Annotated in this window: 29 protein-coding genes and 1 tRNA gene; 17 read left to right on the top strand and 13 right to left on the bottom strand. The window is 57.7% G+C overall.

Going from position 1 to position 25973, the window contains the following annotated elements:
• Positions 1–71: 71 nt before the first annotated feature.
• Complete coding sequence (locus tag HUO14_RS09805) at positions 72–806, bottom strand: TlyA family rRNA (cytidine-2'-O)-methyltransferase (RefSeq protein WP_176280167.1); 735 nt, start codon at positions 804–806, stop codon at positions 72–74.
• A gap of 71 nt (positions 807–877) precedes the next feature.
• Between HUO14_RS09805 and HUO14_RS09800 the strand changes: the two genes are divergently transcribed.
• Positions 878–1435 (top strand): hypothetical protein, encoded by a 558-nt coding sequence (locus HUO14_RS09800; protein WP_176279724.1) that lies wholly within the window; start codon positions 878–880, stop codon positions 1433–1435.
• Positions 1436–1740: 305 nt separating this feature from the next.
• On the opposite strand, the gene HUO14_RS09795 is transcribed toward HUO14_RS09800, so the two are convergent.
• The 5 genes from HUO14_RS09795 to argH form a co-directional block, all read right to left on the bottom strand.
• Complete coding sequence (locus HUO14_RS09795; protein WP_176279723.1) at positions 1741–2214, bottom strand: DUF2721 domain-containing protein; 474 nt, start codon at positions 2212–2214, stop codon at positions 1741–1743.
• A complete protein-coding gene (locus tag HUO14_RS09790; RefSeq protein WP_246255485.1) occupies positions 2211–2921 on the bottom strand; it encodes a precorrin-2 dehydrogenase/sirohydrochlorin ferrochelatase family protein in 711 nt (236 codons plus the stop codon). Before HUO14_RS09790 ends, HUO14_RS09795 begins: the two co-directional genes overlap by 4 nt.
• A 115-nt stretch (positions 2922–3036) precedes the next feature.
• Entirely contained in the window at positions 3037–4296 is a 1260-nt protein-coding gene (gene lysA / locus HUO14_RS09785) for a diaminopimelate decarboxylase (RefSeq protein ID WP_176279721.1), read from the bottom strand.
• A 31-nt stretch (positions 4297–4327) separates the two neighbouring features.
• Positions 4328–4579, bottom strand: coding sequence for a lipoprotein (locus HUO14_RS09780; protein WP_246255484.1), 252 nt, complete (start codon positions 4577–4579; stop codon positions 4328–4330).
• A 1-nt stretch (position 4580) separates the two neighbouring features.
• Positions 4581–5957 carry an argininosuccinate lyase gene (argH, locus tag HUO14_RS09775; protein ID WP_176280165.1) on the bottom strand — a complete coding sequence of 459 codons (1377 nt, stop codon included), beginning with the start codon at positions 5955–5957 and terminating at the stop codon, positions 4581–4583.
• Here argH and HUO14_RS09770 point away from each other — a divergent pair.
• The 3 genes from HUO14_RS09770 (at position 5917) to HUO14_RS09760 (ending at position 7897) form a co-directional block, all read left to right on the top strand.
• A complete protein-coding gene (locus HUO14_RS09770) occupies positions 5917–6573 on the top strand; it encodes a TlpA family protein disulfide reductase (RefSeq protein WP_246255482.1) in 657 nt (218 codons plus the stop codon). The genes argH and HUO14_RS09770 overlap by 41 nt on opposite strands.
• A gap of 127 nt (positions 6574–6700) precedes the next feature.
• On the top strand, positions 6701–7216 hold the full coding sequence (locus tag HUO14_RS09765; RefSeq protein ID WP_176279720.1) for a c-type cytochrome: 516 nt from the start codon (positions 6701–6703) through the stop codon (positions 7214–7216).
• A 6-nt stretch (positions 7217–7222) separates the two neighbouring features.
• Complete coding sequence (locus HUO14_RS09760; RefSeq protein WP_176279719.1) at positions 7223–7897, top strand: cytochrome b/b6 domain-containing protein; 675 nt, start codon at positions 7223–7225, stop codon at positions 7895–7897.
• A gap of 26 nt (positions 7898–7923) precedes the next feature.
• Here HUO14_RS09760 and HUO14_RS09755 read toward each other — a convergent pair.
• A tRNA-Val gene (locus tag HUO14_RS09755) sits at positions 7924–7999 on the bottom strand.
• A gap of 593 nt (positions 8000–8592) precedes the next feature.
• On the opposite strand from HUO14_RS09755, the gene dnaA reads away from it, so the two are divergent.
• Entirely contained in the window at positions 8593–9981 is a 1389-nt protein-coding gene (gene dnaA / locus HUO14_RS09750) for a chromosomal replication initiator protein DnaA (RefSeq protein ID WP_343046085.1), read from the top strand.
• A 25-nt stretch (positions 9982–10006) separates the two neighbouring features.
• Here the strand turns inward: dnaA and HUO14_RS09745 are convergent, their stop codons facing one another.
• The 3 genes from HUO14_RS09745 to mutM form a co-directional block, all read right to left on the bottom strand.
• Entirely contained in the window at positions 10007–10681 is a 675-nt protein-coding gene (locus HUO14_RS09745; RefSeq protein ID WP_176279718.1) for a DUF4136 domain-containing protein, read from the bottom strand.
• Positions 10682–10954: 273 nt separating this feature from the next.
• Entirely contained in the window at positions 10955–11224 is a 270-nt protein-coding gene (gene rpsT, locus HUO14_RS09740) for a 30S ribosomal protein S20 (protein ID WP_176279717.1), read from the bottom strand.
• A 112-nt stretch (positions 11225–11336) separates the two neighbouring features.
• Positions 11337–12149, bottom strand: a complete 813-nt coding sequence (gene mutM, locus HUO14_RS09735) for a bifunctional DNA-formamidopyrimidine glycosylase/DNA-(apurinic or apyrimidinic site) lyase (RefSeq protein WP_176279716.1) — start codon at positions 12147–12149, stop codon at positions 11337–11339.
• Between the two features lie 105 nt (positions 12150–12254).
• On the opposite strand from mutM, the gene HUO14_RS09730 reads away from it, so the two are divergent.
• The 12 genes from HUO14_RS09730 (at position 12255) to HUO14_RS09675 (ending at position 23675) form a co-directional block, all read left to right on the top strand.
• Positions 12255–12995: a class I SAM-dependent methyltransferase gene (locus HUO14_RS09730; protein WP_176279715.1), complete on the top strand. Its 741-nt coding sequence runs from the start codon at positions 12255–12257 to the stop codon at positions 12993–12995.
• A 13-nt stretch (positions 12996–13008) separates the two neighbouring features.
• Positions 13009–14562: a 2-polyprenylphenol 6-hydroxylase gene (gene ubiB / locus HUO14_RS09725; RefSeq protein WP_176279714.1), complete on the top strand. Its 1554-nt coding sequence runs from the start codon at positions 13009–13011 to the stop codon at positions 14560–14562.
• Between the two features lie 164 nt (positions 14563–14726).
• The gene (locus HUO14_RS09720; protein WP_176279713.1) at positions 14727–16004 is read left to right on the top strand and encodes a bifunctional phosphopantothenoylcysteine decarboxylase/phosphopantothenate synthase; all 1278 of its coding nucleotides are present in this window, start codon (positions 14727–14729) and stop codon (positions 16002–16004) included.
• Positions 16004–16450, top strand: coding sequence for a dUTP diphosphatase (dut, locus tag HUO14_RS09715; protein ID WP_176279712.1), 447 nt, complete (start codon positions 16004–16006; stop codon positions 16448–16450). The genes HUO14_RS09720 and dut overlap by 1 nt, the downstream gene beginning before the upstream one ends.
• A 34-nt stretch (positions 16451–16484) precedes the next feature.
• Complete coding sequence (locus HUO14_RS09710) at positions 16485–16892, top strand: hypothetical protein (RefSeq protein ID WP_176279711.1); 408 nt, start codon at positions 16485–16487, stop codon at positions 16890–16892.
• Positions 16889–17671 carry a HesA/MoeB/ThiF family protein gene (locus HUO14_RS09705; RefSeq protein WP_176279710.1) on the top strand — a complete coding sequence of 261 codons (783 nt, stop codon included), beginning with the start codon at positions 16889–16891 and terminating at the stop codon, positions 17669–17671. The genes HUO14_RS09710 and HUO14_RS09705 overlap by 4 nt, the downstream gene beginning before the upstream one ends.
• 150 nt (positions 17672–17821) lie before the next feature.
• Positions 17822–19936 carry a tetratricopeptide repeat protein gene (locus HUO14_RS09700; protein ID WP_176279709.1) on the top strand — a complete coding sequence of 705 codons (2115 nt, stop codon included), beginning with the start codon at positions 17822–17824 and terminating at the stop codon, positions 19934–19936.
• 203 nt (positions 19937–20139) lie between these two features.
• A complete protein-coding gene (locus HUO14_RS09695; protein ID WP_176279708.1) occupies positions 20140–20592 on the top strand; it encodes a hypothetical protein in 453 nt (150 codons plus the stop codon).
• 136 nt (positions 20593–20728) lie between these two features.
• Complete coding sequence (locus tag HUO14_RS09690; protein ID WP_089134006.1) at positions 20729–21097, top strand: SnoaL-like domain-containing protein; 369 nt, start codon at positions 20729–20731, stop codon at positions 21095–21097.
• Positions 21090–22427 (top strand): MFS transporter, encoded by a 1338-nt coding sequence (locus HUO14_RS09685; RefSeq protein ID WP_176279707.1) that lies wholly within the window; start codon positions 21090–21092, stop codon positions 22425–22427. The genes HUO14_RS09690 and HUO14_RS09685 overlap by 8 nt, the downstream gene beginning before the upstream one ends.
• A gap of 142 nt (positions 22428–22569) precedes the next feature.
• Complete coding sequence (locus HUO14_RS09680) at positions 22570–23157, top strand: VOC family protein (RefSeq protein ID WP_176279706.1); 588 nt, start codon at positions 22570–22572, stop codon at positions 23155–23157.
• A gap of 113 nt (positions 23158–23270) precedes the next feature.
• A complete protein-coding gene (locus HUO14_RS09675; RefSeq protein WP_176279705.1) occupies positions 23271–23675 on the top strand; it encodes an MAPEG family protein in 405 nt (134 codons plus the stop codon).
• A 20-nt stretch (positions 23676–23695) separates the two neighbouring features.
• Here the strand turns inward: HUO14_RS09675 and HUO14_RS09670 are convergent, their stop codons facing one another.
• Genes HUO14_RS09670 through HUO14_RS09660 form a run of 3 tightly spaced genes read right to left on the bottom strand, consistent with a single transcriptional unit; the run spans position 23696 to position 25935 of the window.
• Positions 23696–24820 (bottom strand): hypothetical protein, encoded by a 1125-nt coding sequence (locus HUO14_RS09670; RefSeq protein WP_176279704.1) that lies wholly within the window; start codon positions 24818–24820, stop codon positions 23696–23698.
• 49 nt (positions 24821–24869) lie between these two features.
• A complete protein-coding gene (locus tag HUO14_RS09665; protein ID WP_176279703.1) occupies positions 24870–25208 on the bottom strand; it encodes a GFA family protein in 339 nt (112 codons plus the stop codon).
• A 10-nt stretch (positions 25209–25218) separates the two neighbouring features.
• Positions 25219–25935, bottom strand: a complete 717-nt coding sequence (locus HUO14_RS09660) for an NAD-dependent deacylase (protein WP_176279702.1) — start codon at positions 25933–25935, stop codon at positions 25219–25221.
• Positions 25936–25973 lie beyond the last annotated feature (38 nt).

Here is a 25973-nt window from a genome sequence, read left to right as displayed (position 1 = left end):
TTTCAGCTAGGGAGAAGTCGCCAGAATAACAACCCGTGCTATGGAAATCAGTACCGTTCCCGCTGTCGATCTCAGGCTTTTCGAGCTCCGATGAGAAACTCTACATTCCCCTTCGGCCCCGTGATCGGGCTTTCCGCAATTCCCAGAATATCCCAGCCGGAACCGATCAACCAGTCCCTCACTTTCTCGCACGCCGCCTGGCGAACCGCTTCGTCCCGCACAACACCCCCCTTGCCGACGTCATGGCGTTCGGCCTCGAATTGCGGCTTCACCAGCGCCACCAGTATCGCCGTTTCCTTGGCAAATTCGAGTGGTCGTTCCAGTACCTTGATCAACGAGATGAAACTGGCATCACAGACAATGATGTCGACCTGTTCGGGAATATGCTGGTCGGTGAGGATTCTTGCGCTGGTCTGCTCATGGACCACAACCCTGTCATCCTGCCGCAGCTTCCAGGCAAGCTGATTGGTGCCGCTATCCACCGCATAAACTTTTTTTGCGCCCCCGGTCAGCAGCACGTCGGTGAAACCGCCAGTGCTGCTACCGACGTCCATCGCAATCAGGCCGCTGACGTCGATATCGAAATATCGCAGCCCGTGATCGAGCTTGATACCACCGCGAGAGACCCACGGATGATCTTTGCCCTTGAGTTCGATTTCGGCATCGCTGGCAATCTTGTGTCCCGGCTTGTCCATTTTCTTGCCCGCAACCGAAACAAGACCCGCCATGATATAAGCCTGCGCCTTTGCGCGGCTATCGGCGAGACCACGGTCTGCCAATATCTGGTCTAGGCGCTGTTTCACGATTTTGGGTTCGGTCTTGGTCATCGGAAATGAGGACTAGCCTAGCACCATGCTTTTGGCCATAATCCTTTGCTATGAGAAACATTTCCAAGTCACGCCGCCTTTCGCCGGCCATTCCCTTGCTCTTGCTTGCGATCGCAGCCTGCTCGCCCGCGCCCCCGGAACCGGCGCCTGCTCCACAGCCGACCAAGCCTGTTGCAATAGCGCCGCCGGCCACAGAACCCGTGCAACCGAAGGGAGACTGGATCGACTGGCCGATCACACCCGGAGAATGGGTCTATCGCAAGGATAGCCGCGGTTCGCTGGCTCTGTTCGGTGAAGCCGGTAGAGACGCTGTCTTCATCATTCGCTGTGATCAGTCTGACCGGCAATTATTCCTGTCGCGTTCCGGTTCGGTTGGCGATCAGGCCAAGATGGTCCTGCGTGCAAGCGCCGGTCTGCAAACATATTCTGCCGCCAATAGCGGCGGCACGCCGAACTATGCTGCCATTTCCGTGGCGCCGCGCGATATCATGATGGACCGAATTGCCTATAGCCGCGGCCGCTTCGCTGTCGAAACCACCGGTCTCCTGTCGCTCGCGATCCCGGCCTGGCCCGAATTCAGTCGTGTGGTAGAAGATTGCCGCAACTGAGCCGCTTGCGCACAGGCCGGAACGCGCAATTGTGACAGCAAAATAAAAAATTTCAAGACTTGTTCAAACTTCCGATATGATTCACATTTGGATCGTCGAACAGCGGAGAATGATTCAATGCAACAGTTCGTATTATATTCACAAGCGAAAGGAGGTGGTCCGATGTCTCATGGTTCAGCACAGGGGTCGGAAAAATCCGTTCGGAGGGCAAATCTGATTTAGATATCAGGCCATCCGGCAGCGGCACTTCCTACCGCTGACCCATGTTCAGAGGTTGTCGGTCCAAATGGACCGGCAGCCTCTTTTCATTTCACCTTGTCGGTTCTTTCCAGATATTCCTCGCGGATCATGAAATCGCGAATACCGATGCGCACTTCCCGCAGAAACTGGACGAGCGCAAGGGACAACAAGCTGATTGCCACGACGAACGCCCCCGCGATGGCAAGAGACAGGTTTGCGCCCGTCATCTCCATGATGAACAAGAGACCGATCAGCCCGCAAGCAATGATAGCGCTGATTACGCTGAGAAATATGGCGCTGTTGACGATCTTGATACGCAGCTGCAGATCACCGAGTTCCGATACAACAAGATCATGGTCGACGCCCGTGGTCGACTTGAACAGCTCCTGCAGATCACGCGACCGGTCGATGATCCGCGCCAGCCGTCCGGCGAACAGGTTGAGCATCGCCCCGATGCCGACCAGCAGAAAGGCCGGAGCGAGTGCAGTTTGCAAAACCGTGACAATATCGGCGCCGGCAATTTGGGAAAAACCGTTCATATCTTCATCCTGATCCGGAGTGTCAGTCCCGTCGTCGGCTGCTCGTCCCAGAACGAGAGAGTGAACCGCTCGGCATCGGCGCGGGCACGCACCAGCACCGCTTCCGGGACGTCATCGCTGGCGAAAATCTGGTCGGCCTGCCCCAGCCAACGCGCTTGCCGTAGAGTCAGGTCATCGGGGTCCGCGCTGGCCAGTTCCAGATCAATGACTTGCGAACGCGCCTGGCCGTGCGGCTGTTCCAACCATGCTTCCAAGTCTTCCATTTTGTGATCCGCCAGAACATCCAGCGGACCGTTGGGATCAAGCGCCGCATCAATCGCCTTGCGCCGCGCGGCGCCTTCCGGCCAGATCTGTTGAATCCGCTCCCGCGACTGATACAAGGCAACCGATAGGACACCCAGGCCGGCAGGCAGCAATTGCTCCAGCCTTTGCCGCAGCGCCTTGGCAAGCCCTGCCGAAGCCCCGCCGGTGCCGATAGCAATCAGCACAGGATCGCGGTCGATGATCGCCGGTGTGGTATAGTCGCAGAGCGCAGACCGGTCGACAGCATTGACCAGCAGCCCCCTCGCCTTCAATCGCTCCACCGCCGCCATTGCCTCATCGTCATTTTCCAGTGCGACCACCGCGAGCGCAATTCCGCTGGCATGCTCATCATCGGTAATCACCGCGCCGGCCCGTTCGTAGAGCCGCCTTTTGGCATCCGCCATTTCGCCATTTCCCAACAGAAGAATCCTGCGATCCTTCAAATTCAGTAAAATGGGCAATTGGTTCATCGCATCCACCAATAGAGTTGATCATCCCGGCGGCAACCGGCGTGACATATTATTTCAGCCAGTCAGGCACATGTTCGGCAGCCATGATCGTCGCCGGTTCAATGCGTTCGGCAACCACAGCATAGCGATCACCGTCGACCAGCACTTCCGGTACCAGAGGCCGGCTGTTATAGGTGTTGGCCATCGTAGCCCCATAGGCACCGGCTGTACGGAAAATTCCGAGGTCGTCGGTCTCGAGACGGTCGACGACCCGTTCCTTGGCGAAAATGTCACTACTCTCGCAGATCGGTCCGACGATCGAGGCTGTCATCGTCTCCCCGCTCGGCTCAACCGCTTCAAAATCATGCCACGCGTCATAAATGGCCGGCCGCATCAGATCGTTCATAGCTGCGTCAACAATTACAAAATCGCTGCCCAGACCGGGTTTGATCCGGATAACCCTGGTGATCATGACGCCGCTGTTACCGGCAATGACCCGGCCCGGCTCGAACATCAGTGTGACATCCCAATCGCGGGTCACACGCGCGACCATTGCGCCATATTCTGCCGGACTTGGCGGATTGTCTTCGGGCTTATAGGGCACGCCGAGGCCGCCGCCGAGATCGACATGGGTGACGGTATGCCCCGCCCCGCGCAGCTGCGCGACCAGCTCGCCCATTCGGGCATAACATGTCTCGAGCGGATCGAGACTTTGCAGCTGGCTGCCAATATGGACGGCTACTCCCCGAAGGTCGAGCCCGTCGAGCTGGGAAAGCCGCGCAAAAATAGCAGGCGCGACGTCAATCGCGACGCCGAATTTATTTTCCTTCTTGCCGGTAGAAATCTTCGCATGGGTGCCCGCATCAACATCCGGATTGACGCGCAGAGTTGCGGACGCTTTCTCCCCACGGGAAGCCGCGATCTCGGCGAGCATTACGCCCTCTTCTTCCGATTCCAGGTTGAACTGGCCGATGCCCTGGTCGAGACCGAGGGTCAGTTCTTCGCGGCTCTTGCCAACTCCGGAGAAGACAATGTCTTCCGCCTTCATTCCTGCTGCCAACGCCCGTTGCAATTCACCGCCGGACACCACATCCGCACCATAGCCTTGATTGGCCAATATCCGGAGAACCGCGAGATTGGGATTTGCCTTTACCGCAAAGGCGAGATGGACCTTGCCCGCGTCTTTCAGGCCTTCGCGAAAAACCCGTGCATGGCGCTCGAGCGTCGCCCGCGAATAGACATAGACAGGGGTCCCGACTTCTTCCGCAATCTGCGACAGCGGAATGTCTTCAGCGTGCAATACACCATTTTTGAGCTGGAAATGGTCCAATATCTTATACTTTCAAACAGATGGAACGGGATTAGCCGGGAGGTGGCAGGTCAAATTCGTCATCCTGCCGCTTTTCAGACCGGCGGAGCAGTTCGTCACTGCGTTCCGGCATGGCCTGTGACGACGGGATCAGCAGGTCTTCGCCGCTGGGCGCTATGGCCTCGCCGTAGATCGGGGCAGGCAAAGCTTCGCCTTTGGCCGGTTGCAATGCGCCTCGGTTTCCGCAGGCGGCCAATATGACCGTAACCCCGGTCAGCAGCAGCATCGAATGGACTTTGTTCATGCTAATTCTCCAGCCCCAGCGTCTGCCTGGCCTTTGCAATCTGGACCCTTACCTGATCCGGCGCTGTCCCGCCATAGCTGGAGCGGCTGGCAACAGAAGCATCAACGCTCAGCACGTCGAAAACCCGCTCATCAATCCGGCTGTCGATCGCCTGATATTGCTCCAGCGTAAGATCAGCCAGACCACAGCCTTGCTCCTCGGCAAGAGATACCACCGCTCCGGTGACGTGATGCGCCTCACGGAACGGCAGCTTGGCTTCCCGCACCAGCCAGTCGGCAAAATCGGTTGCGGTCGAGAAACCCGATTCCGCGAGCGCTCTCATGCGATTGCCGCTAAATTCCACTTCGGCAATCATGCCGGTCATCGCGGCAATTGACAGTCCGAGCAGATCATGGGCTTCAAACACCGGCGGCTTGTCGTCCTGCATATCCTTCGAATAGGCCAGCGGCAGGCCTTTCATCGTCATCACCAGCGCGTTCATCGCACCGGCAATCCGCCCGGAATGGCCGCGCACCAGTTCTGCAGCATCCGGATTGCGTTTCTGGGGCATGATCGAGGAACCGGTAGAGAAACTGTCGGGCAGCTTGATGAAGCCGAATGGCTGACTCGCCCAGATCACAAACTCCTCGGCCAACCGCGATAGATGCAGACTGCACTGGGTTGCCGCCATCAGATAATCCAGAGCAAAGTCACGGTCCGAAACCGAATCGAGGCTGTTGGCTGTCGGATTATCAAAACCGAGCATCGATGCCGTTTTGTCGCGATCAATCGCAAAACCTGTGCCTGCCAGCGCGGCGGCACCAAGCGGCGATTCGTTCATCCGCTTGCGGGCATCGGCGAAACGCGAGCGATCCCGCCGGACCATTTCATAATAAGCCATCAGATGGTGGCCGAGGCTCACAGGCTGGGCGGATTGCAGATGCGTGAAGCCGGGCATGATCGTGTCGGCATGTTCTTCGGCGCGACTCACCAGAGCCTTTTGCAGGGCATCCAGTGCGTCATCCACCATCTCCATCGCTTCGCGCACCCAGAGACGGAAATCGGTCGCCACCTGGTCGTTACGCGAGCGGGCGGTGTGCAGTCGGCCGGCTACCGGGCCGATGATCTCGGAAAGGCGCGCTTCGACGTGCATGTGAATGTCTTCGAGATCGAGATCTTCAGGGACTCCGCCAGTTTCATATTCCTCGGCGATTTGATTCAGCCCATCGACAATCTTGGTCGCGTCCTCCGCCTCGACAATCTTCTGATCCGCCAACATGGCGACATGAGCCAGGCTCGCGCGAATGTCTTGACGCCATAACTTCTTGTCGAACGGGATCGACGCGTTTATCTCGCGCATGATTGACGAAGGGCCATCGGCAAACCTGCCGCCCCACATTTTATTGGAATTTTTCGTGCCTGTTGTGATGCGTACCGTCCTGTTCTTGGTCATGCTTGTGGGCCTGGCCGCTTGCGATAGAGCGTCCAGCGAAGCGGAGCAAGAATTTGCTGGTGACGATACTCAGGAAGAAGGCGAGATTATCGAGAGCGGCCAGGGCCTGGTCGGAAAGCTCGACATCTCGCAGCGCGGCAATGCCATGATAGACGCGTCGTTTCAGGCCCCCGACGGGAGCCCTGTGCAATTGAGCGACTTCACCGGCAAGCCTGTACTGGTCAACATCTGGGCCACATGGTGCGCACCCTGTATAGTTGAAATGCCCATGCTCGATGAACTGGCAATGCGCGAGAAAGACCGGCTCAAGATTCTGGTCGTGTCACAGGACATCCAGGGCGCGGACAAGGTCGATCCGTTTTTTGCCCGCAATGATTTCCAGGCGCTGGAGCCCTACATCGATCCCGAAAATGGTCTAAGCTTCGGCTTTGGTTCAGGCCTGATGCCCACCACGGTACTTTATGATTCGCGGGGCAAAGAGGTCTGGAGGGTGATCGGCGCCATGGACTGGGATGGAGCCAAGGCCGCTGCCTTACTGGAAGAAACGCTGGCGGAGGGTTGATGAGCCATTCTCGCGGAAGCGGAAGCGGGCACTTCAAATAGCCACATAATCAGTTTCGACAGCAGTCCGCGTTGCGTTTCGATTGAGCTTCGCTATCCTGTGCTCCATTGGCTAAATGGAGAATTTGATGAAACGCTGCAAAATAGAACTCATCCTGCCGGCACTTGCAGGCCTGACGCTGCTCGCTGCTTGCGAACAGGCCCCTGAAACAGCGCCGGCTTCCGAGGCAGCCAGTGTCGAGCTTCCCAATGGCCTGACCGTGAAAGAACAGATCGAGGCACGACAGGGCCAGCTCAAGAAAATGGGCAAGGCATTCAAGACGATCAGCGACCAGTTGAAAGCGGACAGTCCCGACCTCTCACAGATTCAAACAGCCGCAGCAGCGGTGCCGAAAGAATCGGCCACCATGATCGACTGGTTCCCCGAAGGAACCGGCCCCGAATCCGGTGTCGAAACCGAGGCTCTGCCGGTCATTTGGGAGAATAAAGCAGATTTCAATCTCAAGGTCACGGCTCTGCAGGATGCAGCCGCGCTGCTTGATAGTGCCGCCCAGACCGGCGATATCGCTGCCATTGGCGCCGCATTCAAGACCACCGGAGGCACCTGCAAGGCGTGTCACGACAAATATCGCCTGGACGACTAGTTCGCCATGACGGCTGATCCGGCACGCATTATGGTCTGGGACTGGGCCGTGAGGCTCGTGCACTGGCTGATGGTAATCCTCGTGCCACTTCTCTGGTGGACGGCAGAGGAGGGCTATATGGACTGGCATCGCAGGCTCGGCTTGACGATGGTCGGCCTGGTCCTCTTCCGGCTTATCTGGGGCTTCATCGGATCATGGACAGCACGTTTTGTCCCGATGTTACGGCGGATTGTCTCCCTAAAGTCCTACATCCGCAGCCTGCGGGTCCGGGAGAATCGCCCGACCTTTGGCCACAGCCCGCTAGCCGTATTCGGTGTCCTTGCCTTGCTGGGCGCACTCGCTACCCAAGTCGCCACCGGATTATTTTCCGTCGATATAGACGGCCTCGAATCAGGCCCATTGGCAATATTGGTGTCGTTCGAGACCGGCCGGCAGTTCGCCGAGCTCCACGAATTGAATTTCAATCTTCTGGCTGCACTGATCGGACTGCATATAACCGCGATCGCCGTCTATCATTTCGTTCTGAAGGAGAGGCTGTTCAAACCAATGGTCACCGGCCATCGATCCCGCGCTGATTTTTCCGCCGAAAAACTTCCCGAAAACCGTCTGCGCCCGATTCCAATGATCGCCGCCGCGGTTCTGTCGCTTGCCTGCGTGATGTTCATTTTGGATTTTGGCTGACCCGCATCCATTCCGGTTGGGAATGATGGTGGGCGATGACGGGCTCGAACCGCCGACATCTTCGGTGTAAACGAAGCGCTCTACCAACTGAGCTAATCGCCCCCATGACAAGATGCATACACGCATCATCGGGGTCAGGCGAGCGCCACTGCCAAAACATAACGGCTTTGGCAAGTCTATTTGCGTTGATTGGTCGACAAGAATTCCTGCCGGCGATTTACGATGCTTATTTTGCATCATTAATCGGCCCGTTAGCAGAACCCAAGCTGACTCCGCGATTCGCCTCTTATGCCTTGTTATCCACAGGATATATATGTTCTATTTCAACAACTTAAAAAGATAATCAGAAAATTCCACGGCTTGCCGCTGTCAATAGAATTATTTCACTTTTTTTACAGCGCCGCTATTGATCGACTCGGGAAGAGGGGCTTACTAAAGAAACTCGGCTGGTGGCTAAGGATGCAATTTCCAAGCCTCAATATGAAAATAAAACTGATGGTTGAAAACATGTTTTCGACATGGGTTTTCTGCGCCTGATCGATTCCCATGGCTGGGGGTAGTTAAAGATCAAGCGCACAAGGCATGCGGTTAAAATATTGGCCCCGCTATCGTGCGGGGTAGAGGGTTAATGTCGGGGGATATTCGTGAACGAAATCGTATCTGGGCGGGTTAGTAACCTGTCTGAAACTGAGGCTGTGGCAAACGAGGATATTATCTCGGCTGATCTCGAAACAATCTGGCAAAAGATCTGTGCGGGGCTTCGCCGTGATCTGGGAGCGCAGATTTTCGGTCAGTGGATCAAGCCGATCAAATTGTCTGTTTTCGATTCGAATAACGGCACGATGTTGCTCATTCTCCCGTCGGAATTTTCCGCCAACTGGGTTCGGGATCGCTATTCAGAGCGTTTGTTGATGGCCTGGAAAGCCTATCATCCGGCGGTCAGCGAACTTGTTTTTCAGGCCCAGTCCGGCTCCGCGAAAATCGCACAGATATCCAAATCCAGTGCTGCCAATGATTCTGCTGTAAACAGCCGTCAAAATGTGTTTCCCGAAAGCAAGTTTCGTCTGGACCTGGATCCGCGGATGACGTTTGACCTGTTTATCGCCGGAAATTCCAATATTCTCGCTCTCAATGCTGCCCAGCGCACTGCCGCGGCCGAGAAACCGCTTTTCTGTCCGCTCTATCTCCAGTCGTCGACCGGTCAGGGCAAGACCCATCTGATGCACGCCATCGGCCATGCATTTCGGGAAGAATTCCCGACGTCAAAAATCATCTATATGTCAGCCGAGCGTTTCATGATCGAATTCGTATCAGCCATGCGCCGCAACGAGGGAATGGAGTTCAAGGCATCCCTGCGCGAAGCCGACCTGCTGATGATCGATGACATCCAGTTCATTGTCGGCAAAAACTCCACCCAGGAAGAATTTCTGCACACGGTCGATTCGCTGATCAGCCAGGGCAAGCGCGTTGTCGTGGCAGCCGACCGGCCGCCACAGGCACTCGATGGTGTTGACCAGCGGCTGCTGTCGCGGCTGTCGATGGGGCTGGTCGCCGATATCCAGTCCGCAGGCCTCGAACTGCGCCGCGACATTCTCAAACATCGCCTCGCCTCCATGCCGCATCAGCATGTCTCGGAAGAAGTGGTCGAATTTCTTGCCCGCACGATAAGCCGTAACTTGCGGGAACTCGAGGGCGGCCTGAATAAGCTGCTCGCCTATTCCCAGCTCACCGGACGCGAAATCAGCCGTGAACTGGCTGAAGAGCAATTGTCGGACATATTGAGTGCCTGCCGCCGCCGGATCACGATTGACGAAATCCAGCGCACGGTTTGCGAATATTATCGGCTTGATCGCAATGAAATGTCATCGAAACGCCGCGCGCGGGCCGTTGCCAGGCCACGGCAGGTTGCGATGTATCTGGCAAAGGTAATGACCCCCCGCAGCTATCCGGAAATCGGTCGGAAATTTGGCGGGCGCGACCACAGTACAGTGATCCACGCGGTCAAACTGGTCGAGCATCTGCGCGGCGAAGACAGCGAAATGGACAATGACGTCCGGATGCTCCTCCGCCAGCTCGAAAGCTGAGCGGAGGCGAATCGGGCTCAGGGAACTAGTTTTTCTCTGGGGCGACAGATATTCTGACCCGTTCACCACTGTTGCCCGGAAAGTCGGTAAACATGGCTTCGACAAGATTGGGAACAAGATAGGTCAGATTCTTCGATCGCGATAAGGCTTCGGCCTTGCCTTCAAACAGACGCTCGCCATCGACCGCACGGTCGATTTTCAGATCAAGCTCCGAGGTATAGACAGTAAAGCTGCGGACGCCGTCATATCCGGAGAAGCCGTAACCACCGAAAAGAAACGGATCGTGAAAGCCATAGCGATAGCGATGGCGACCATAATATCCGCGGCCATAATATCCACCGAATCGGGCGGACCCGATAAAGGGATCATAGTCGGCGACGACTTTCTCTCGCCCCTTGTCGATATCATAATCCATGCTGACGATCAGTTCTGCCGCGGCCGGATCGTCGCTGAGACGATAGCCCAGATCACGCATCCGCTGCTCAACCATCATGGCATATTGTCCAAATTCGAGACCACCAGACAGATCCGGATCAGCCGCCACTACAGCAAAGCTCTGACCCGTTGTGTCAGGAAGCGCGACGAAGCGCTGTACGTCGGCGCGAAATGGCGTGGCGCAGGCGCCAAGGGTGAGCAAGGCAAGCGGCGCGAGCAACGAAAGTCTGTTTCGATTGAAGCCTTTTTTGGCTGAGATATTCATATTTCTTCCTTCAGATTGCCCACCATCATTGTCGTGCATGATGAAGAAATCAGGCTGAACCGGGTTTGAACGGCGACAGACTGACAGCTTATTGGCAACTTGAGCCGTTTCACATCAACCGCACAAGGAAAAACGGGACTCCAACGATTCGCGGAAAAGCGATTCAACCTACGGATAGCCGAATCAGTTGCACGAATAGCGCATCAGAAAGCAGTCACCCAAAAGAAAACCCGCCACAATCGGACGGGTCTTTCTATAATCATGTCAGGAAGCTTATGCGGTTTGAAGCGCGGCAACCCGTTTTGTCAGACGGCTGAACTTCCGCGAAGCCGTATTCTTGTGATACAGACCTTTGCTCACACCGCGCGCCAATTCAGGCTGTACGGCCTTGAGGGCTGCGGCTGCCACGGTCTTGTCGCCAGCTTCAACAGCTGCATCCACGGCCTTGATCTTGGTACGGATCTGGCTGAGCCGATTTTTATTAATCACGGTGCGGCGCGTGTTGCGACGGATACGTTTTTTTGCTTGCGGCGTATTAGCCATGAAAAACCCTCAAAATCTGAAATTAAATGCCGGGGCGCTGCGTATGGCTTCCGGCTCAAGACGGCGGCCAATAGCGTGGGAGCCGATTCCCGTCAATAGCTTAGTGAACCGCTTATTTCTGGCATTGCGAACAGTAAAAGGTCGACCGGCCACTATCGACTCGGCGCAGCACCGGCGCGCCGCAATGACATGGCTCTCCTTCACGGCCATATACCAGCCAGTCCTTGGCGAAATATCCCAGTTCTCCATCAGGTCGTACGAAGTCGCGAAGCGACGACCCGCCAGCCGCGATCGCAGAGGTCAGGACCTGCTTAATCGCAAGAACCAGCCGTTCATAGCGTAGGTTGGAAATTGTTCCGCCTTTCGCGCCCGGCGATATACCTGCCATGTGCAGCGCTTCACAGACATAGATATTCCCGAGTCCGGCGACCGTGTTTTGGTCGAGCAGCAATTGCTTGATCGGCGCCTTCCGTGCCTTGGTCGCGGCTTTCAAATATGCGGCGGTAAATGCATCGCCCAGAGGTTCGGGACCCATTGAAATGAACGGCTTATAATCGTCCAGGTGGTCGGTGCGGACTAAATCGAGCGAGCCGAATCGGCGAGGGTCGTTGAGCACCAGGCGGTGACCCGATTCTGTCTCGATCAGCAGATGGTCGTGTTTCTCGATTTCTTCCGGATCAATACGCCAGCGTCCCGACATGCCTAGATGAAAAATCATCACATCGCCGCGATCGGTTTGGATCAATCCGTATTTTGCCCGCCTGCCAAGCGACGTCACGGCCGCGCCGGTCATTCGCTGGCGCAAATCGACCGGGAACGGCCGACGCAAATCGGCGCGGCGCGGCTCGACCAGCGACAGCCGCTGTCCTTCGAGCACCGGTCGCAAACCGGCGACGGTTGTTTCCACTTCGGGTAACTCGGGCATGGCTGTCCTTATCGGTTACGGTCCAACGGTCAGCTATAGAGTGATTGCAGTGCTGCCAAGGGTCGTCTACTTGGGATTTCAAAGAAAAATCAGCACAGGCACAAAATGGCTATCGAAAGCAAAACCGTTTCCTTCGGCTATGAAGAAGTCGAAGAGAGCGAAAAGGTCGGCAAGGTTGGCGCGGTTTTCTCCAGCGTTGCATCCAAATATGATGTGATGAACGACGCGATGAGCGCGGGAACCCATCGCTTGTGGAAAGACCGCTTCGTACGCCGCGTCAAGCCGCGCGCTGGTGAATCCATCCTCGATATGGCCGGTGGCACCGGCGACATTGCTTTTCGCATGGTTGATAGCGGCGCCGACATCACGGTAGCCGACATCAATGCCGAGATGTTGGCCGAGGGCGTGAAGCGGGCGCTCGACAAAGACGAGACGCGCCTGGTCTGGAGCCAGCAGAATGCGGAAGAGCTGAACTTTCCCGATGCACATTTCGATGCCTATACGATTGTCTTTGGCATCCGGAATGTCACCCACATCGACAAAGCCCTGGCCGAGGCGCATCGTGTCCTGAAATATGGCGGGCGATTTTATTGCATGGAATTTTCGCAAACCAAATGGCCAGGCTTCGACAAGGTTTACGAAACCTATTCTCACAAGATCCTGCCCAAGGTCGGCAAGGCAGTGGCAAATGACGAAGCCAGCTATCGCTATCTGGCCGAATCGATCGCGAAATTCCCGCCGATGGAGAAATTTCGTGCAATGATTGCCGACGCCGGATTCAGCCAGACCAAAGTCGAGCCGCTGATGGGCGGACTGGTCGCGATCCATAGCGGCTGGAAGGTCTGAGCACACATATTCGATGACCAGTTCCCGCACCCACATATTCCGCCTGCTAAAATGGGGCCGCACGCTCGCCAAACATGGCGCATTGCGCGATCTTGAGAAGCACAAGGCAACGCCGCCACAGGTCCGCCGCCTGTTCCGCATTGCGCGGATCGGTACATTCCAGCCGAAAGAGCCCAATTACTCGGCTGCGCTGCAGGCCATTGGCCCCGCGGCCATCAAGCTCGGCCAGACGCTGGCGACCCGCCCCGACGTAATTGGCGAAGCAGCCGCACGCGACCTGCTGCAATTGCAGGACAGCTTGCCGCCGGTCCCGTTTGCCCAGATTCGCGACGAGATCGAGCTCAGCCTCGGAAAGTCGCTGGACGAACTCTACAGCCATATCGATCCCGATCCGGTCGGCGCCGCCTCCATCGCGCAGGTCCATCGTGCAACCACGTTGGAAGGCAAGGATGTCGCCGTGAAGGTTCTGCGTCCCGGCATCATCAAGAAATTTACCCGGGATATTGAAACCTACGAATGGGCAGCCGCCCATCTCGAGGCGCTCGGCGGCGAAGCCAAGCGCCTCCGTCCGGAATCGGTGATTGCGAATTTCCGCCGCTGGACAATGCGCGAACTCGACCTCCGCCGAGAAGCCGCCAGCGCTTCGGAACTGGCCGAGCATATGACCCAGGTCGACCAATATGAAATTCCTGCGATCGACTGGGAGCGAACTTCCGGCCGGGTGTTGACGCTAGACTGGGTCGAAGGAGTAAAAATATCAAACCGCGAAGGCTTGATCGCGGCCGGTCATGATCTGGACGCAATTGCCAACAGGCTTGTTCACACATTCCTCAAACAGGCGATAGAAGCCGGCTATTTCCACGCCGACATGCATCAGGGCAATCTGTTCGTGAAAGCGGACGGCACAATTGTTGCAATCGATTTCGGCATCATGGGACGGATCAACAAGAAAGCCCGCGTCTGGCTTGCGGAAATTCTCTACGGCCTGACCACCGGCAATTACAGACGCGTCGCGGAAATCCATTTCGAAGCGCAATATGTCCCGGACCATCACAGCATGGAAGATTTCGCCACGGCCTTACGCGCAGTCGGCGAACCGATGCGCGGCAAACCCGTGAGCGAATTGTCGGTCGGCGACATGCTCGACGGACTGTTTGCGATTACCCGCGATTTCGACATGGAGACCCAGCCGCATTTGCTGCTGCTGCAAAAGACGATGGTTATGGTCGAGGGTATCGCCACCGACCTCAATCCGATGATCAACATGTGGGACACCAGCGGACCATATGTCAAAGAATGGATTCGCGGTGAACTGGGTCCGGAAGCAGCGATTGCCGACCGGATCAATGATGATCTCGGCACCATCATGATGCTGCCCGATATCGTCCGGCGTCTTGATGCTCAGCTCCCCCGCAAAGGCGGTGCCCCTCCTGCTCTGCCGGTTGCAGACGTGGAATTGATCTGGGAGAAACGGAACAAGGGCCCGGCGAGCGATTTCTGGCGCTATGTGCTGACAGCGATCGTCGCTGGCGGGGCGGGTGCCGCTGCGATGTTCCTGTGGGGATAGGCAAGCGAGGTTAGCGTTGACGCCCCTGACGGGTGCCACAAACTCTGTCGTTTCCTGCCCTAAACACCGGTTTCATTCTTGCATTAGGCGGCTGCTTTGCACCGGATGATGCCCGAGGCACATGCTGCTTGGCTTTGGAGCCACTAGGCTCTAAATCGAATGATATGACCAAGCCCAAACATATCCTGCTGGTGATTGGCGGCGGAATCGCTGCCTATAAAACCAGCGAGCTGATCCGCCTGATCAAGAAATCCGGTATGACGGTTCGCTGTGTTCTAACTGAATCGGGCGCGCAGTTCGTCACGCCGATGACGCTGGCAGCGCTCTCCGAAAACGAGGTCCACACGACCTTGTGGAGCCTGAAAGACGAAGCCGAAATGGGCCATATTCAGCTCAGCCGCGAGGCCGATTTACTGGTCATCTGTCCGGCGACCGCCAATCTGCTCGCCAAAATGGCGGGTGGAGTTGCCGATGATCTCGCGACGACATTGTTGCTGGCAACCGACACGCCGGTCATGGCGGTCCCCGCAATGAATGTGAGGATGTGGCTGCATGCCGCCACCCAGCGCAATATAAAGCAGCTCAGGGCCGATGGCATCTTCGTCATGCATCCGGATGAAGGCGATATGGCCTGCGGTGAATTCGGTCCCGGAAGACTTCCGGATCCGGAAGCGATCATGGCGGAAATCAGCGTTCAGCTGGAAGCTTCATTTACAACAACGGACGGCGCGACGAAATCCGAGCCGGGAAACCGCGCCAATATTCTCGACGGCCAGCCTGCCTTTGCGCCCGACCGGCATCGACCGTTGCGCGGCAAACATGTCCTAATCACTGCAGGACCGACCCACGAACCAATCGATCCGGTGCGCTATATCGCCAACCGATCGTCCGGCCGCCAGGGTTTTGCCCTCGCCGCTGCAGCAGCTGAAGCCGGCGCACAGGTGACCTTGGTCGCTGGCCCCGTCCACCTCTCGACACCGGCCGGGGTCATCCGCGTCGATGTGGAAACCGCGCTCGAAATGGAAAAAGCGGTCCATGACGCTCTGCCCGCAGATATCGCGATCATGGTTGCCGCGGTCGCCGACTGGCGGGCTGACAGCCAATCCGGCCAGAAGATAAAGAAAAAGGGCGCTGCCCCCGAACCTTTGAAATTGACCGAAAATCCGGACATACTTGCTGGTCTTGCACGGCATGAGCAACGCCCGGGACTGCTCATCGGCTTTGCCGCTGAAACGCAGAAAATCGTCCAACATGCTCAGGCCAAGCTGGCGAAAAAAGGCTGTGACTGGATTGTCGCCAACGATGTTTCGGGGGACGTGATGGGCGGCGCAAACAATAGCGTGCAGATCATTACCGCGACCGGCAGCGAAAACTGGGAGCAATTGCCAAAGCCCGAAGTCGCGCGGCGGCTCGTAGCAAAAATCATCGAGGAAATTGCCTGATGTTCGAACCCATTGATATTGCCGTCAAACGGCTCGATCATGCCGGCGACCTTCCCCTGCCTTGCTATGAAACCAGCGGCTCGGCGGGCATGGACGTCCGGGCGGCAGAAGCGCTGAATATCGCGCCGGGCAATCGCGGACTGGCTGGCACCGGTTTTGCCTTCGCCATCCCCGAAGGCTATGAAATCCAGGTTCGCCCGCGATCCGGCCTGGCGCTAAAAAACGGGATCAGCATACCCAATACACCGGGCACGATCGACAGCGACTATCGCGGCGAGCTGAAAGTAATCCTGATCAACCACGGTGAGGATGATTTCATCATCGAGCGCGGCGACCGCATCGCGCAGATCGTGGTCGCACCGGTCCAGCAGGGCCTACTTTTCGAGGTGGCAGATCTGGATGAAACACAGCGGGGGTCTGGCGGTTTCGGATCAACCGGCGTATGAATAATTCACGATTTATTTTTGAAGGAGTGATGTGATGATCAATATTCTGGCTACCATTTTGCTTTCTGGTGCTTTCGCTTCCGCAGATGACATTGAAATCAAGGAACTGTCTTCGGATTTCTACAATCTCGAACTGGCCCAGTTCACAAAAAAGTTACCTGTTCTGGAACGGCATGAACGACAGGCCGAGCGTATTGCGAAAAAAGCAGATTGTAAGCTAACTTCCGATATCGGTTGGGTCCATGCACGGGTCGATGTAGCGCTGGAGGTCTCTCCCCAGGGCCGGGTAACAAAGGTTGTTCCCGTCGACACAGGCTGTCGGCAGCTGGAGACATATGTTATACAGCATCTTACCAAATTTGCCGGCCATGATGGAGCGGTCAAACGCTCCGGTGACCAGAAATGGTATCGTCAGGCGATCACCTTCCGCTGGCCGGAATGAGCCCACTCAGCGACGAACAGCTCGACCGCTATGCCCGGCATATCGTTCTCAAGGATATTGGCGGAATCGGGCAGAAGCGGATAATTGATGCCCATATTCTGATCGTTGGGGCGGGGGGTATTGGTTGCCCGGCGATCCAGTATCTGGCGGCGGCCGGAATCGGGGCGCTGACGATATTTGATGATGATATTATATCGCTTTCGAATTTGCAGCGGCAGGTATTGTTTACCGAAAATGATATCGGAAAGGCGAAAGTTGAAGTTGCCAAAGTTGCCGCGCAGCGGATCAACCCGGATGTCGAGATAACCACTATTAATCAAAGACTTACCGCGCAACATCTGGGCGAGGACGGTGCAGCATTTTTTGCCTCATTCGATGCGATTATCGACGGGTCGGACAATTACCAGACCCGCCTGCTGGTCTCCGATCTCTCGGTCACTCACCGCATCCCGCTGGTTTCTGCGGCGATCGGGCAGTTTCAGGGGCAGCTCGGCACGTTCCGCGGCTGGCAGGAGGACAAGCCCTGCTACCGCTGTTTCGTCGGCGACGCGCTCGACCCCGATGATTGCGACAATTGCAGCGAAGTTGGCGTTCTCGGCGCAATGGTCGGCCTGATGGGCAGTTTCGCGGCGATGGAAGCAATCCGCGTGGTCACCGGCTTCGGCCAGGACCCCGCCGGAAAGCTCCAGCTTTTCGACGGCCTTGCCCCCGCGATGCGCAGCATCAACCTGCCCAAGGACCCGCATTGCAAAAGCTGCGGCACCCCGCCGCAAACTTGACAATCACATCCCTGACTGGCGCAAACTTCACGGGTCGAAAGCCCGACTTCGTCCCAATGTCCGCTCCACCGGAGCCGAACACGATCCAATTGATTAATTGCACATGAACCATATCGCGTTATGCTGCCATGATATTGGGGGCATCAGGATTTGGATTTCGCGAACAAGCAAGACATGCTGTCGAGACCCGTTGCAGCGGCGCGCTTTTCGCTCTTTGGAAGCTTTCAGCTACTGGCACCCGACGGCAGCGAAATCATCATATCCAACCGGCGGGCCCGGGCCGTGGCGGCGATGCTCTGTCTTGCACCCGACGAGCCGATTGACCGCGACCATCTGAGCAGACTTTTGTGGCCAGGCCGATTTGAGGCACAGGCGCGGGCAAGTCTGCGACAATGTCTGCTCGATTTGCGGAAATTGCTGGCGGCAGCCGATTGCGAACTGCTGGAAGTGTCGCGGAGCCGGGTGAGCCTGAACGGTGGTTCGGTCCGATCCGACCTGACCGATCTGGAAAATGCGCTCGCCGATGGAAATTGGGCGCAAGCGACCACTTTGCTGCTGGCCATCGGCGGCAAGCAAATTCTGGATCAGCTGCATTTTGGAGAGGATTTCGAAACCTGGCTTGCCGAGCGCAGGCAATCCATAGATCAGCGGCTGCAAATCAGCGTCAGTGATGCCCTGGCCAAATTGAAAGCATCCGGAAATCTTGCAGACCATGAAAAGCTTCTGGATGCGTGGATGGTGCGGCACCCGGCGGCATCACGCGTCATCATGGCTGGTCGGCAGAGCGGCAGAACGCGGTTGGCGATATTGCCGTTCGCTTCCCTGGACAGCCAAGATGATCAGGGATATTTTGCCGACGGTATTGTCGACGAACTGATCACCACGCTGGGACAGGTGCCGCAGCTGCTGGTTGCAGGGCGAACATCGTCCTTTCAGTTCAAGGACACCAATCTTTCGCTGCCGGAAATTGCCGATGTCCTTCGAGTGTCCCACCTGGTCGAGGGTTCGGTTCAGCGGCAGGATGGTGATGTCCGCATCAATGTGCGCCTGATTGACGGCCAGACCGGTTTCGAGAGCTGGGGCTATGTCTATGATGGCACGGAGGATGATATCTTTGTGTCACGCGAGCAGGTTGCGCGCACGGTCACCAAAGAACTGTGCGCGGCGCTCGAGCTGGACATAGCGGACCATGACGTCCGCCGGATGACGGATAACAAGGCGGCGTATGGTCTCTATCTGCAGGGCCGGGCCCTGACCCGCCGGGCGATCGGCGACGGTGTACTCGAAACGGCCATCAAGCTGCTGGAGCAGGCGCTGGAGATGGAGCCGGAATTCGCCGAATGCTGGACCGCTCTGGCCGAGGCGCATGTCTACACAGCCGTCTTCACCCCTTGTCTCGACAAATTGGGCGAAGCAGAACGCATGGCCGAATGCGCGAGAAAGGCCATCGAACTCTCGCCGAAACAGGGGCATGCCTATGCCATGCTTGGCCTGTATCAATGGACCAGGAATAACGCTGTGGGTGCCCTGGATCTGGCGTTCAAGGCCTATGAGCTGGAGCCTGAAAATCCCGCTGTGGTCATGCGTCTGGGATCTTTTCTGCTCTATTGCGGACGGACGGCAGAGGCATTGCCTTATGTCGAAGCAGCCATTGATCAGGATCCCGTCGATGGCCGGAATTATGCGATGTTATGCGCGGCCCATCTCAACCTCGGCAATATCGATGCGGCCATAGATGCGGGGCAGCGGATGGCGGATCTCGGTCAGCCTTCGCTGCATCTGGCGGCGGCGACGGCGACATCGGGCGACCGCGATCTCGCGATGGAACAATATCAGAAATCGCGTTCGCTCATGAACAGCGTGATTTTTGCGCCGGCGGGCATGACGCCCATGGCTCCCGAAGCGATGGACGCCTATTGGCTGCTCGCGGCCAGAGGCATCCATAGCGGCGATGAAGAGGCGCGACAGCAATATTGCCAGGTGCTGGAAATGCTGCACGCGACGTTGCCCGACCCCTGTGATCCGACCATAGTCTGGCCCGCGGTCTGGATGGGCTATGCGCCGATGGTGTTCAAAACCCTCGGCCAACAGATCACGCCGCCCAATATGGTTGGCCTGATGTCGCTCTGGGCCGACGGCGAACCGATAAGACAGACGCGCATGCACCCCGAGTTCATGGACTTTGCCAGGCGCATCGGATTGGTCGCGGCATGGGAAAAATATGGCTGGCCGGACCTGTTGCCCGCCCCCTCACCACCGAATTGACGTATTATTGACGGTAGCGCCGTTGACGCGATGTTAGCTTTGGGCGCACTGTCGTCCCATCGAATTTGCAGACATGAATAGCCAGTCAGGCGGCCCGGAAGTCCCGGTTTCCGCCAACGGGAGAGCTGTGTTTGCCGAATGGGGGGCTGTGAAATTCGATATCGCCTTGGCCTCGCTGACCGAAAGAGAACAGGAGAAGACGAATGAAACTGATGAAAAAAATGATGGTGGCCACTGCCATCACCGTGGCCGCGCCGCTGGCCTTGTCCGCACCGGCTATGGCCGACGAATTCCCGCTGGTCGCCGGTGACTACACGACCATGACCGGCATCTATCTGGAGGATGCCGGATGGACGGCTTATGCCAGCTATCTTGCCGGCGAATGGAAGAAAAACCAGGATTTCGCCAAGTCCAAGGGCTGGATCAGCGATTATAAAATCTATTATAATGTCGATCCCCGCGATGGTGAACCGTCCATGTATCTGACGCGGACCTTCCCTTCCTGGCCCAGCGGCGCCGAAATGGAAAAGCGCAGCAAGGAATGGGAAGAATTTGACAAGAGAACCAACGCGCAGCTCGATGCCGAATCCGGCAACCGGGCGAAATTCCGCAAGGTCACGGGGTCGATGACGCTGCAGGAAGCGACCGTCCGCTAGCTTTGAAGTTTGGTCTGGCCGGAGATTGCATCCCTTTGCATCAACCGGCCAAGCCGCACCCCAGTCCGGCGGATGATTTTGCGACCCGCCATCCGCCGGATTCTTCTGCTTGGCCCGAACACAGGAAGGGGATGCTATGAGTGATCTTGGTGATCTCGCACATGATTTTTCATCATTGCTACTGAACGGGCAGGCGGTTGCTGCGGCAGAAAAATATTGGGCCGTCGATATCGTCAGCATGGAGCCGGAGAATAGCAGGGAACATGGCCCGGCCATCGTTACGGGATATAAGGCCGCGCATTACAAGCTGACAAGCTGGCTGGATCACAGCGCGATGGAAGAGCTCAGCATCGATGGCCCTTTTATCACTGGCGACCATTTTGCCCTGTTTATCGACATGCTGATCAAGCGCCGGGCCACCGGCGAGCGGCAACCTTTTAGCGAGATCGCCATCTACACCGTCCGCGACCAAAAGATCATCGAAGAGCGATATTTTTATGAGTGAAGCAAAATCTGCCCTTTACAGGGGCTACCCGGCTGTTCCGACCATGTCCGAGAATATATATTTGCGATGTACCGCGATCATATTGCTCTATTTCATGCAGGGTATCGTTGTCGGGTTAAGCACGATCGCCATACCCGCCTGGCTCGCAGCCCGCGGCGCCTCGCCGATAGAAATTGGCGGCTTTGTAGGAACAGCCCTGCTCCCCTGGTCGCTGAAACTTTTCAACGGCCTGTTGATGGACCGGTTTACCTATCGGCCGATGGGTAGACGTCGGTCATGGATATTGGTCGCCCAGGCGTTGATGATGGCAACCTTGTTCGGCCTGGCCATTGCCGCCCCGTCGGCCAGCCAGATTATTTTGCTCACGGCCTTTTGTTTCACGCTCAATCTGTGCGCCACCTTCAATGATGTGGCAATCGACGGCATGACGGTTGACCTCGTGCCCGAAGAAGAACGAACCACCGTTAACGGATTTATGTTTGCTTCCCAGACCCTGGGCATTTCTGCTGCCGGCTTTATCGCCGGGCAGCTGTTGGTCGATGACCAGATTTCGATCACGGCGTTTCTGTTTGGCGCTTTTGTCGGGATTGCCTCCCTGTTCGTTTCCCTGTTCCGGGAACGGCCCGGAGAACGGCTTTTCCCGTGGACCGGCGGCCAACCTTCACCAGAATGTACCGAACGCCAGCACGCAGCCTGGCTTCCGATCCTCGGGGGCATTTTTCGGTCCTTGCTATCGCTACCGACTCTCCTGTTCCTGGCCGGGACCGGATTGGCCTCGGCGACTTTTGCCTTTCTGGATTCCGTCGCGCCAACGCTCGCGGTCCAGCAACTGGGCTGGGGGAGTGACGATTATAGCAGTTTTGCGAGTATTGTCGGGCTGGTCGCAGCGATCGCCGGTGCCACGATAACCACATTTCTTGTACGCTGGGCGGGCCTTCGCAATTCTATGACGGTGCTTTTTCTTGTCCTGGCTCTTGCGGCAATCATAGCGGGTGCCACCTATGAAATATGGCAAGGCAGTACAGTCTTCATGGCAATATATGCTATCCAGTATATTGTCGCACTTCTCCTGACCATCGTTCTCATCGTCTGGGCGATGCGACTTTGCGATCCGACCATTGCCGCGAGTCTGTTTGCGCTGTTCATGGCCGCTCCCAATCTCGCTAGGTCGCTCCTGTCGGGTGGCTCGGGGTGGGTCGTCGAAGGCAGCGGCTATGCGGCGGCCTATTATGCGGTAGCCGCCCTGTCTCTTGCCGGACTGGCCCTGTGCCTGTTCGCCGGAGTTGGCGCAGGCAGTCTGGCGAATGAAGACGAACAGCAGGCCGGCTAGTGGACGATATCAAACCCTATATTCTGGCGCACCTCGGCCTGGCGCTTGCCTCATCCGCCTCGGCGATACCGCGGACAGAGCAATTTCTGGACGCGGACGACCGCGCCCCTTCCCGAACCCTCATGACCAAAGGAGTAGCTTCATGATCAATTCACCATCCGCCCTTGCCCACGTGGTCTACCGGACCCGCCGTTTTGAGGACATGTTGCAATGGTATGCCACGGTTTTCGGGGCCAGAATCCAGTATCAGAACCCAGCGCTGGCGTTTCTCACCTTTGATGAAGAACATCACCGCTTCGCTTTTGCCGATCTCGGCGTGATCCGCCCGGACGATCCGGACGACAAGGATGACAGCGGCATGATTGGTGTCGATCATGTCGCGTGGGAATATGACTCGCTGAACGATTTGCTGGCAAATTACGAAACGCTGAAGGCAGTCGGGATCCGGCCCTATTGGTGCGTCAATCACGGCATGAGCGCATCGCTCTATTATGCCGACCCCGATGGCAACCAGATGGAATTTTCCGTCGATGTGTTTCCGACCAAGGCGGAAGGCACGGCCTATTTCCATGGCGAAGCCATCGGCCAGAACCCCGTCGGCACGGAATATGACCCCGACGACTGGCTGGCACGGCTCCGCGGCGGGGTGCCGCCGGAGGAGCTCATGATGATGGATCCGGCTGCCGCGGTTTCGCCGATACGGGGCAGAATGACCGCGCCCCTCGCATGACAATAGCTGCGCGGCGCATCCTGCTGCTCGCCTGCAAAGCCGCGCCCGCCTGCCCCGCACGTTGCGCTTCGCCGAGAATTGGTTAAGCTCCCCAAAACACAGGGAGGAATAACATGACATTACCGGTAACCGGCCTCGCCGCCGCGATTTGTGCGCTGCTGCTGATCTATTGCGCCTATGCGACGGTCAAGGTCCGCCTCGCCAGCCAGATCGGCTTCGGCGACGGCGACAATCCCGATCTGCTTGCCGCCCGCCGCACCCATGCCAATCTGTCGGAACATGCGCCGGTCTTCCTGATCATGCTGGCGATCCTCGAACTGGCCAATGCCCATCATATCGGCATCACGATTATCGCCGCAATCTTCCTGATCGGCCGGGTCGCGCATATCGTCGGCATGGCACAGCATCACAAGGGCGGCTCGCCGCGCTTTCGCCAATTGGGCGTGCTGGCAACCTGGCTGACGACCGTGGCGCTGGCGCTGTGGATCCTGTTTCTTTTCGTGACGATGCATTTATAAGATTCGCCGGAAACAGCAGGTCAATCGCGCCTGAGATAGGCGCCGCCGCTGCCGTCTGCCGGTACCAGATCATCGCCGGAAATATTGAGCCGAAGCTCCTCGAAGGGCGGCTTGATGAATATGCGATTGTCCAGCTTCACTGCGTAGACCCGCGCATCACGGTCCGACGCTACGGAGAAGCTGGAGGAATATTCCGACCCGTTATGCCGCAACGTCAGCCGAATCGTCTTTAGCTGTCGTTCATCAGCTGCGGGGACGAAGGCGAAGCCGAGTTCATGACTGTTCGCCGTTTCGACGCTGCCATCGGCGAAGGTGAATTCGGCAGCGATATCCAGCCGGGCATTGGGCCGCTCGCGCCGGTTGACCCAGATGCCGACCCCTTCGCTCCAGTCGATCCGGGGGCCGGATTCGCGGTCGGCATATTCAGGCGTATAATCGGACAGGAAGAAACAGTCGGCGGGCAGCGAGGGTGGCTGATAGCGGGCGGCCTTGCCAACGGCGCGTGCGCTTTTGGCCAGGACCGCGACCGCCTGGCCCCAGCCCCGTCTTGCGCTGCGTGCGGAAATTTCCAGATTGTCATCCGGGTCGGACAGGTCGCGGGCAAAATAGGCGGCAATCGCCCGCTCATACTCGATGCGCAGTTGGGCTTCGCTGGCCGCAGCGGCTTCGTAGCGCTGCAACGGGGTCAGGTCTTCTGCAGCGGCGGTGTCATCCGACGACTGATAATAGCCGCCAGCATCGAGAAACGCGCATTGCCATTTCGCCCGGTTTTGCAGTCGGATGGTATCGCTGTCATAGGCGGCGTCCGCTTCTTCGCGCCCCCAGGGATAGGCTTCGCCCAGTGAAAAGACCGGCATGTCCTTGCCGAACCGGTGCGGGCCGAGGGTCACCTGCCCGCCCGCCTGCGTCCAGCGGCCTTCGCTATAGAGATCGAGATTGCCGACCATCATCATCCATTTATAGCTGCCGTCGGCGTCGAGCTGCAGCTGCGCCGCGGTTTCCATCACCCCGGTCAGGTGATAATTGCCCGCCAGACTGCTCGCGGTCGCCTGAGCGTCGCCTTCACTGGCTGGTTGAGCGAACGCGGCGGGTGCAAGGGCAAAGGCGCAAAAGGCCGAAAGCAGATTGATTGAAAGGTTTCGCAAGTTCAGGCTCCCTGTGTAGCGCGGCTTATTGGAGAAATTTCGGCACATATTAGAAGCTTGCCCCGTCCACGACCCGCACCGGCAGATGCTGCCACTCTTCGGGCTCGAATATCCGCATATTCACGCCCATGCGGTCGGGTGATGCGGTTCGCGGCGTCCAGTGGGTGTGCGATCCGCAGCTTGCGCAATTCCAGGTCGTGATCATCCTGTCGCCCTGGACATAGGAGTTCAGCGCCCCGGGCGGCGCTGCGACCATGACCTCGTCGGGATGCCAATAGCCGCCGATCCAGCCGGTCGTGCGGCACAGGGAACAATTGCAGCGGCTGATCTCCGCCGGTGGTCCGGGCACCGTGATCTGCACCGCGCCACAATGGCATTGGCCCTTCATGGCGCCCGGCTCAACACAGCCCGTGCGACAGGACCTGATCAACCCAATCCGGCACCAGTTCGCCCGCCTTGCCCATCCGGCTTTCGTGGAAATGGAAACTGCCCTCCGAGGGATCGAGGTTCATCTCCAGCGTGCGGGCACCGTGATAGCGGGCGGTCTGGACAAAGCCGGCGGCCGGATAGACCGCGCCCGATGTACCGATCGACACGAACAGGTCGCAGCGGGCGAGCGCCGCCTCGATCCGCTCCATCTGATAGGGCATTTCGCCGAACCAGACGATGTCGGGCCGCAGGCAGCCGGGTACATGGCAGTGCGGACAGACCGGGCCGCTCGCCATTTCCCCTTCAAAGGCAAAATGCGCGTCGCAGGCGCGACACCAGGCGCTGTTGAGCTCGCCGTGCATGTGGAGCAGGCGCTGCGACCCGGCGCGGTCGTGGAGGTCGTCGACATTTTGCGTGACCAGCAGCAGCTCGCCCGCCCAGGTCCGGTCGAGCCGCGCCAGCGCCTGGTGCGCGGCATTCGGCTCGACGGTCTTGAGCTTCGCGCGGCGCTCGTCGTAGAATTTCTGGACCAGAGCGGGGTCGCGGACAAAGGCCTCGGGCGTGGCGACATCCTCGACCCGGTGCCCTTCCCACAGACCATCCGGCCCGCGAAAGGTGGCGACGCCGCTTTCGGCGCTGACGCCGGCGCCGGTGAGGATGACGATATTGTTGATAGTTTGCAGCATCCGCCCCCCATAACCGTTCGCTTCGAGCGAAGTCGAGA

The sequence above is a fragment of the Parasphingorhabdus flavimaris genome (genome assembly GCF_013371215.1).
Lineage (GTDB): Bacteria > Pseudomonadota > Alphaproteobacteria > Sphingomonadales > Sphingomonadaceae > Parasphingorhabdus > Parasphingorhabdus flavimaris.
This window is presented reverse-complemented; position numbering and strand designations above follow the sequence as displayed.